General features: G+C 47.1%; 9 protein-coding genes. 4 read left to right on the plus strand and 5 right to left on the minus strand.

Going from position 1 to position 7,148, the window contains the following annotated elements; genetic code table 11:
- The 3 genes from LKK83_RS18835 to glcD all read left to right on the plus strand — a co-directional run.
- On the plus strand, positions 1-328 hold a 328-nt coding region (locus tag LKK83_RS18835), incomplete at its 5' end, for a hypothetical protein (RefSeq protein ID WP_324632817.1).
- Positions 329-473: 145 nt separating this feature from the next.
- Entirely contained in the window at positions 474-1,202 is a 729-nt protein-coding gene (locus tag LKK83_RS18840; protein WP_324632818.1) for a class I SAM-dependent methyltransferase, read from the plus strand.
- Positions 1,203-1,344: 142 nt separating this feature from the next.
- Entirely contained in the window at positions 1,345-2,820 is a 1,476-nt protein-coding gene (gene glcD / locus LKK83_RS18845) for a glycolate oxidase subunit GlcD (RefSeq protein ID WP_324632819.1), read from the plus strand.
- 45 nt (positions 2,821-2,865) lie between these two features.
- Here glcD and LKK83_RS18850 read toward each other — a convergent pair whose 3' ends face one another.
- Both LKK83_RS18850 and LKK83_RS18855 read right to left on the minus strand, forming a co-directional pair.
- Positions 2,866-3,537, minus strand: coding sequence for a ribonuclease H-like domain-containing protein (locus LKK83_RS18850; protein ID WP_324632820.1), 672 nt, complete (start codon positions 3,535-3,537; stop codon positions 2,866-2,868).
- Positions 3,538-3,573: 36 nt separating this feature from the next.
- Positions 3,574-3,741 (minus strand): hypothetical protein, encoded by a 168-nt coding sequence (locus tag LKK83_RS18855; protein WP_324632821.1) that lies wholly within the window; start codon positions 3,739-3,741, stop codon positions 3,574-3,576.
- Positions 3,742-3,803: 62 nt separating this feature from the next.
- Between LKK83_RS18855 and LKK83_RS18860 the strand changes: the two genes are divergently transcribed.
- Positions 3,804-4,484 carry an HD domain-containing protein gene (locus tag LKK83_RS18860; RefSeq protein ID WP_324632822.1) on the plus strand — a complete coding sequence of 227 codons (681 nt, stop codon included), beginning with the start codon at positions 3,804-3,806 and terminating at the stop codon, positions 4,482-4,484.
- A 150-nt stretch (positions 4,485-4,634) separates the two neighbouring features.
- On the opposite strand, the gene LKK83_RS18865 is transcribed toward LKK83_RS18860, so the two are convergent.
- The 3 genes from LKK83_RS18865 to LKK83_RS18875 form a co-directional block, all read right to left on the minus strand.
- Entirely contained in the window at positions 4,635-5,525 is an 891-nt protein-coding gene (locus tag LKK83_RS18865; protein ID WP_324632823.1) for an alpha/beta fold hydrolase, read from the minus strand.
- Between the two features lie 300 nt (positions 5,526-5,825).
- On the minus strand, positions 5,826-6,188 hold the full coding sequence (locus LKK83_RS18870; RefSeq protein WP_324632825.1) for a DUF1815 family protein: 363 nt from the start codon (positions 6,186-6,188) through the stop codon (positions 5,826-5,828).
- 484 nt (positions 6,189-6,672) lie between these two features.
- Positions 6,673-6,885 (minus strand): DUF2839 domain-containing protein, encoded by a 213-nt coding sequence (locus LKK83_RS18875; RefSeq protein WP_324632826.1) that lies wholly within the window; start codon positions 6,883-6,885, stop codon positions 6,673-6,675.
- Positions 6,886-7,148 lie beyond the last annotated feature (263 nt).

Raw genomic sequence — 7,148 nt, forward strand, 5'->3', positions numbered from 1 at the left:
GTTTCTTTCCAGCCTTGGAGTGGTGGTGGAGAAAGAACTATTCCGCTTATTCCAGAGTTGGAGTGGTGGTGGAGAAAAACTATTCCGCTTATCGGTACAGTTTCTTTCCACTGATGGCGTGGTGGTGGAGAAAGAACTATTCTCCTGTCGGTACAGTTTCTTTCCACCGATGGCGTGGTGGTGGGGAAAAACTATTCCGCTTATCGGTATAGTTTCTTTCCACCGATGGCGTGGTGGCGGCGAAAAAACCATTGTGCTGTCGGTACAGTTTTTCCAACCTTGGAGTGGCGGTGGTGAAATAGAGCAGGTTTCTTTCTTGATGGGGTAAGCAGCCGAAGAGTCTCAACCGCGTTGGCACCTCCGAGGTGAAAAATTCTCTACTTCATCCAGATGAGAACTGCTATATCTCAATTTATGTTAAATTCAAAGACAGCCAATCGCCCAACGCAAACGGAACGCATCTAAAGGGAAAAATGGATTATCAAAGGTTTATCGACAAGCTGACTGATTTATATGAAAACTGGGGAGAAGAGTCGGTTCGACCGAAAACCGAAAAATTCCAAAAAGCACTCGATCGCGTGCAAGGGATGACCACTCCCAACGTGATGCAGTTGCTCAACTGTGCTGTGTCTTGCATGGAAGCAGAGGAACTGTATTGCGAAATTGGCACCTATCAGGGGTCGAGTTTAATTGGCGCGCTACTGGATAACGGCGATCGCAAAGCTTATGCGGTGGATAACTTTTCCGAATTAGACGAAGCGAGTGACAGTTTATCAAATCTGTTAGAAAATTTAAAAAAATTCAATTTAGAAAACCGGGTTTCGTTTTACAATCAAGACTTTGAAAAATTTTTGCTAGAATTGCGCGAAGTAAAACTCCGGCCAAAAATTGGCACGTACTTTTATGATTGTGCTTACGACTATCGATCGCAACTGATGGGATTGCTATTAATCCGGCATTGTTTGAGCGATCGCGCCTTGATTATCGTGAATAACTCCAATTGGAAAAGCGTGCAACAAGCGCAATCAGATTTTGTCGCGGCGCATCCGGAATGTGAAATATTGCAGTTATCCCCTTCGATTACAGCCGAACCGAGTTTTGGCAATGGCATTCAGCTATTGAGCTGGGATATTGCCCGCCGGGAGGAATTTTCGGCTGACTCTATTCTTGCCAATCCCATGTCAGTGGCAAAAGCAATGTAAGCGCATCGGTGTGGTTGCAGCGAGAAACTGGTTTTTTAAACCCAATCTTGAATTAACCAAAAATAGAGTCAGAAACCCGGGGGTTCAATCGAGACATTCAAAAAACAGATAAAACATCCAGTAAATCCGAGGAAAATAACCCATGCTAACCCAAGAAAAAACCCAACAAAGAAACTGGAAACCGATAATTAAAGAATTCGAGCAAGTGGTGGGCAAAGATGGCGTAGTGCGGCGCAAAGAAGAGTTACTCACCTACGAATGCGACGGATTAACCAGCTATCGACAACGCCCCGGTTTAGTAGTATTACCGCGCACCACGGAACAAGTTTCCGAAGCGATAAAAATTTGCGATCGCCACGAAATTCCCTGGGTAGCGCGCGGCGCGGGAACCGGATTATCCGGAGGTGCCTTACCCCTAGAAAACTGCGTATTAATCGTCACCGCCTTAATGCGAAAAGTGCTGAAAGTTGACTTAGAAAATCAGCGCGTCGTGGTGCAACCGGGAGTCATTAATAACTGGGTCACTCAAACCGTCAGCGGTGCTGGATTTTACTACGCCCCGGATCCTTCCAGTCAAATTATCTGCTCCATTGGTGGCAATGTTGCCGAAAATTCCGGCGGCGTTCACTGTCTCAAATACGGCGTCACCACCAACCATGTATTGGGATTAAAAATCGTCTTGCCCGACGGTTCCATCAAAGAAATCGGCGGCGAAATTCCCGAAATGCCCGGATACGATTTAACCGGAATATTTGTCGGGTCTGAAGGCACCTTGGGAATTGCCACCGAAATCACCCTTCGGATTCTCAAAGCACCGGAAGCGGTATGCGTCTTATTAGCCGATTTTACCAGTATAGAAGATGCTGGTGCAGCAGTTTCCGACATTACCAGCGCCGGGATTATTCCGGCGGGCATGGAAATGATGGATAACCTGAGCATTAACGCTGTGGAAGATGTGGTGGCGACGGGATGTTATCCCCGGGATGCTACCGCTGTTTTGCTGGTGGAAATTGACGGATTGCAAGTAGAAGTCAACACCAACAAAGAGCGCGTGGCGGCAATTTGCAGGCAGAATGGCGCGCGCAATATCACCACCGCCAGCGACGCCGAAACGCGGTTAAAATTATGGAAAGGTCGCAAAGCGGCGTTTGCTGCAGCGGGTCATTTAAGTCCGGATTACTACGTGCAAGATGGGGTAATTCCGCGCACTCAGTTGCCTTCGGTATTGAAAGAAATTGAGGAATTGAGCGCCAAATATGGCTATCGCGTGGCGAATGTTTTTCACGCGGGCGATGGGAATTTACATCCCTTAGTGCTTTACGATAATTCAATTCCCGGTGCATTAGAAGAAGTGGAAGAACTCGCCGGGGAAATCCTCAAAATCTGCGTGCGAGTTGGGGGTAGTTTGACGGGAGAACATGGCATTGGTTCCGACAAGAAATGCTACATGAGCGACATGTTTAATGAGGTGGATTTGGAAACCATGCAATGGGTGCGCCAAGTGTTTAATCCCAAGGGATTGGCAAATCCGGAGAAGTTATTCCCCACCCCGCGCACCTGTGGCGAAGCGGCAAATGCAATGAAAACGAAGCAGTTTGAAGGGATAGAGGCGTTTTAAAATCAATTAACGGTTCCTCTAAAACCGCGAGGGGAACCGTTAATTTCACCGCCGCCGCCGCCGCTTTTTGCTTTTAAACTGGAAATGAATGAAACGCTCTGAATTAACTCGTTCAAATTTATAATGCCAGTTTGAAATGATATGGAAGTAATTTTTTGCATCTTCCAGGCAATATTCATAAATGGTGTTTAAAATATCGCTCGCCCGAGGTTTTTGGGCGAAGACTCGTTTGGCATTGCGCCGAATGTACATGCCGTTAATTTGTTTGTCGATGTTGATGTCGAGGTATTCAAATAAACCATTTAATCCCCCGCGATAGCGCGATTGTTTGGGGTCGTACAAGTCAAATACCAACGGATGCTGGCAAGTGGGTTTGAGTTTGAGGGCTTTAGCTCTTTTGTGCAAGCAGTACAAATCGCTGTGGATAATATTAAAGCCGATGAAAACTTTGTTTTCTAAGATTTTGATGTCTTGAAAAATTTCTTGAATCAGGGGTTTTTCTTCCGGGATGTTTTCGATTAACTGAATTTTGATATACTGTTGTTTGGGGTCTTCCACAAGCCGAGTCAAGGTATAGCCAAAAATTCTCTGCTCGACTTTTTGCGATTTTAAGTAAAGGGGAAAAAACTCTAGGTCGAGAAAAACTAAGTTATGGATAGAACCGTGATAAAAGTGATTGGTAAAATCATGGGGAAGCCAGAGTTCTTTTTTGAACATGGTAGCCTTGAATGCAAGTTTTCATCGATGAAATCTCTACCATAACATAGAAGCGATCGCGAGGGTTTTCTCTAGGGCTGTAGGTAGGGGAAGCATCGGCGCGCCCCGCCGGCACTCCAGTGATGGCGCGATCGCCCTCTCATCGCCTAATCGCGGTGCGATCGTCTCTCCCGGGTACAGCAATTGCACCGCTAATCCAAACATTGACAAGCGAACCAGAATTGTAGTAAGACGATAAACATTGCCTAAGAAAAAACTAACTGTAAGTGGGTCGGCTGATTAGGTACATCATGGGGTATGTGGATGGATTGGGTCTAAAATCAAGCTGGGATTCTTTGCTGCACCCGTTTCAAGTTCCGCCAAAGGTGGGCAAAAAAATCTTGTTTGAGTTGGTGAGTACCTATTGCAGCAAGGACCGTCATTACCACAATCTCGGACACGTTCAGCGCGTGTTAGACATGGTTGAGGATTTGCAACCTCTAGCACAGGATTTGACGGCAATTCAATTTGCCGCCTGGTTCCACGATGCGATTTACGATACCACCGCCCGAGATAATGAGGAAAAAAGCGCCGAGTATGCGGAAAAATGTTTGACTCAATTACAGATACCGCGATCGACTATCGATGCAGTGACTCGGATGATTTTGCATACCCAACATCATCAAGTCGCCGCCCATGATATCGACAGTCAAATTTTGATTGATGCGGATTTATCGATTTTAGGGGCAGAGGATGCCGACTATCAATTTTATGCCAATGGCATTAAACGCGAATATTCTTGGGTTTCAGATGCGGAGTATTGCCAGGGTAGAATGCAGGTTTTACAACAGTTGTTGCAGCGGGATAAAATCTATTATACTAAACCAATGTTGGAGCGCTATGAGGAGAATGCAAGGCGAAATATGCTCTGGGAAATTGGCCGGTTACAAGAAGGTGAATTTTGCTGAATTTGAGGTTTCTTCCTTAATTGGTAATTGCTCTGGTAGTATTGTAGGATTGTCCATCCTACAGAAGAAACGGGGAAAAGTGAAGGGCAAAACAACTAGCCCGCCGATGGGGGCGGCGGGGGAGGAGTGTCGGCGCTAGCCGATTTGAAGTTATTTCTCGTTTGAGGACTGGCGCAGGAAGTTAATTAATTCGCGATTCACCAAATAGGGGACTTCTTGCTGGATCCAGTGACCGCAGTGCGGCACTAATTTGAGTTTAAACGGCGCTTTCACTAAGCGATCGAGTCCTTCGGTAAATTTATTGCTCAAAAAGGAATCTTCTTCCCCCCACAGTACCAGGGTAGGGACGGTGACGGGTATGGGCGATCGCCCCCAATTGTGCAACCAACTTTGCGGCGACATGAGTTGTCGATAATAATTAATTGCCGCCGAGAGGACTCCGGGCTTTTCCAGGGCCTCTTGATAAATCTTCGTCAGTTCCGAGGTAAACGCCCCTTTGCGAATGGCTTGTTCCTGAAACACTTTCTTGACAAAATCCTTCAAGTTTTGGTGAATCAGCCATTCCGGGATTCCGGGAACCTGAAACGCCAACACATACCAACTGCGGCGCAGTTGATCCAAATTACTTGACATTTCATGCAACCACTGGTAGGGGTGAGGCGCGTTGAGAATCGCCAACCGTTCTAAGCTGTTGGGACACTTTTCTGCCAGATGCCAAGCGATCGCGCCCCCCCAATCATGCCCCACGATATGGGCTTTAACGTAGCCTAAATTCTCTATAAGACCTTTAATATCCGCACTGAGGGTATCGAGATCGTAGCCATTCTCCGGCTTATCCGAATCGTTGTAGCCGCGTAAATCCGGCACTACCACTTTAAAATATCGAGAAAGTGCCGGAATCTGATAGCGCCAAGAGTACCAAAATTCCGGAAATCCGTGTAGGAGAAGAACCAGTTCTCCCTCTCCTTGGGTCACGCAGTGCAGGCGGATCCGGTTGGTTTCAATATAATGATGTTCCCAAGTTGTTTCTAGGGCAGTCATATCTTTAATTAGAATAATGCTCGGTCGGGGCGCTTTCGCTGCCCGTTCCAGAGTCCTAAAGGAACCTTCAGAGGGGATAGACCATTGCCAGGGTCGCGAGCTTCTGGATTTCACGGGAAGTCGAGCCTTTCGGTTTGCATCCGTCTGGCCAAGCCCTGGGATGGCGTTTGTACTCCCTCTGTTCTAGGGTAACATTTTCTCTGACCCATGAAACTCCCGGGATATTTGCGATTAACGCGATTTTCTCCAGATCGACCACTGGAGATTCGCGCCGGATTTGTGGATCCTCATGTACGGGGCTTATGCGGGCTGATGATTGACGCTTTCTTCCGCCAAGTCAGACTCTTCGTCTGTGGTTTTCATTTGATGTTTGACTAAATTTGCCAGTTCTTGCAGTTGGGCGATCGCTTCTGCCCCTTCGAGCTTCATCAGTTCGCGATCGTCGCGCATTTCCGTCCAGGTAATCCCGTAATCCGACACCAAAAAGCGGATCAGATGGTCTTCTCCCAAGCTCACCATAAACGAGGCGCTATTCATCTGCCCCCCACAGGTGTAGCAGGATGCGAGAAATCCCCGACGCTCTAGCACGATCGCCAGGGCTTGCAGGTTCATTACCAAATCTTTAACGAATTCTCTGTGCTGTTCGGCTAGTCTAATAAACACAACGGTTCTCCTATAATCACACCACAATTGTAGAACTTTTTAATGTTTTCTTAATATTCTACCTCCTTTTGAGGATAGTATCTTAGCTATGGTTCCCATTCTCCACTGGCAAATCGCCGCGCGGTGAATTAGAAGTATTTAATCCCATCTGCTTTTGGCAGATCGTATCCGTTGGGACATAAAGTTGATTTTTCACTCCTAGATTCATTGGAGGATTGAGGGATTCCGGAGAATGTAACTTCTCCACGAAGAATGTCCGAAACCCGAGAAAAAAAGCACGGCGTGAATCTAGCTTTCCACCTTTGCGAAGGATGCACGGGGTGCTTTTGATTGGGAATTCTTATGAGATTGATTAGAAAGTTATGTCATTAACTGCCAATTGAGAAAGGACAAAAAAAGACTTAGCGGCACCGCAACGTCGGTGAAAGGTTGGGTGCCGCAAGGGTTGCTTCTCGGGTGTGCCGTTCGGTGATTACTGAGTGCTTTAGTTCACTTGCCACCAACCAAAGGCAGGACCGAGTAAGCGAACGGTTAACCAAGTTACGATTAATAAGCCAATACCAATCCAAGCGCCTCGGGTTGTCCAGGTCATAAACTGTTGTGATTGGCTTTTAGTAATCGGCAGCCAGGGCAAGATATATGGCTCTTGGCCATATTTATCTCCCAGTGCTGCTTTACGACGCTTTGCTTCACCCATAGCTCCCTGGTCACAGTAATTGATTTCAGGTTAATAATAGCGCTTTGCGCGAACCGATCGCCATTTTGTTAACAAAACTACAGTTCTGCCTAGAACAGGCAAGGGGGCAATCTCGCCGCCAGGGGGAAGGGGGCAATTTCTCAACCCTATTTGAGTGTTTGCGCGAAGCAAAAGTAAAGGCCGACCTATTTAGCTTCTCGGCGGGAAGCCCCGCGCTCTACCCGTGCTTGGTGAGCGTCGGGATGAGAGCCAGGGGAAATGGA

It is taken from the genome of Phormidium sp. CCY1219 (genome assembly GCF_035615515.1).
Classification (GTDB): domain Bacteria; phylum Cyanobacteriota; class Cyanobacteriia; order Cyanobacteriales; family Laspinemataceae; genus CCY1219.

What these genes read in the sequence shown, in the direction of transcription:
- LKK83_RS18840 (WP_324632818.1), top strand. Translation starts at nt 474, where the DNA reads ATGGATTATCAAAGGTTTATCGACAAGCTGACTGATTTATATGAAAAC.
- glcD (WP_324632819.1), top strand. Translation starts at nt 1,345, where the DNA reads ATGCTAACCCAAGAAAAAACCCAACAAAGAAACTGGAAACCGATAATT.
- LKK83_RS18850 (WP_324632820.1), bottom strand. Translation starts at nt 3,537, where the DNA reads ATGTTCAAAAAAGAACTCTGGCTTCCCCATGATTTTACCAATCACTTT.
- LKK83_RS18855 (WP_324632821.1), bottom strand. Translation starts at nt 3,741, where the DNA reads ATGTTTGGATTAGCGGTGCAATTGCTGTACCCGGGAGAGACGATCGCA.
- LKK83_RS18865 (WP_324632823.1), bottom strand. Translation starts at nt 5,525, where the DNA reads ATGACTGCCCTAGAAACAACTTGGGAACATCATTATATTGAAACCAAC.
- LKK83_RS18875 (WP_324632826.1), bottom strand. Translation starts at nt 6,885, where the DNA reads ATGGGTGAAGCAAAGCGTCGTAAAGCAGCACTGGGAGATAAATATGGC.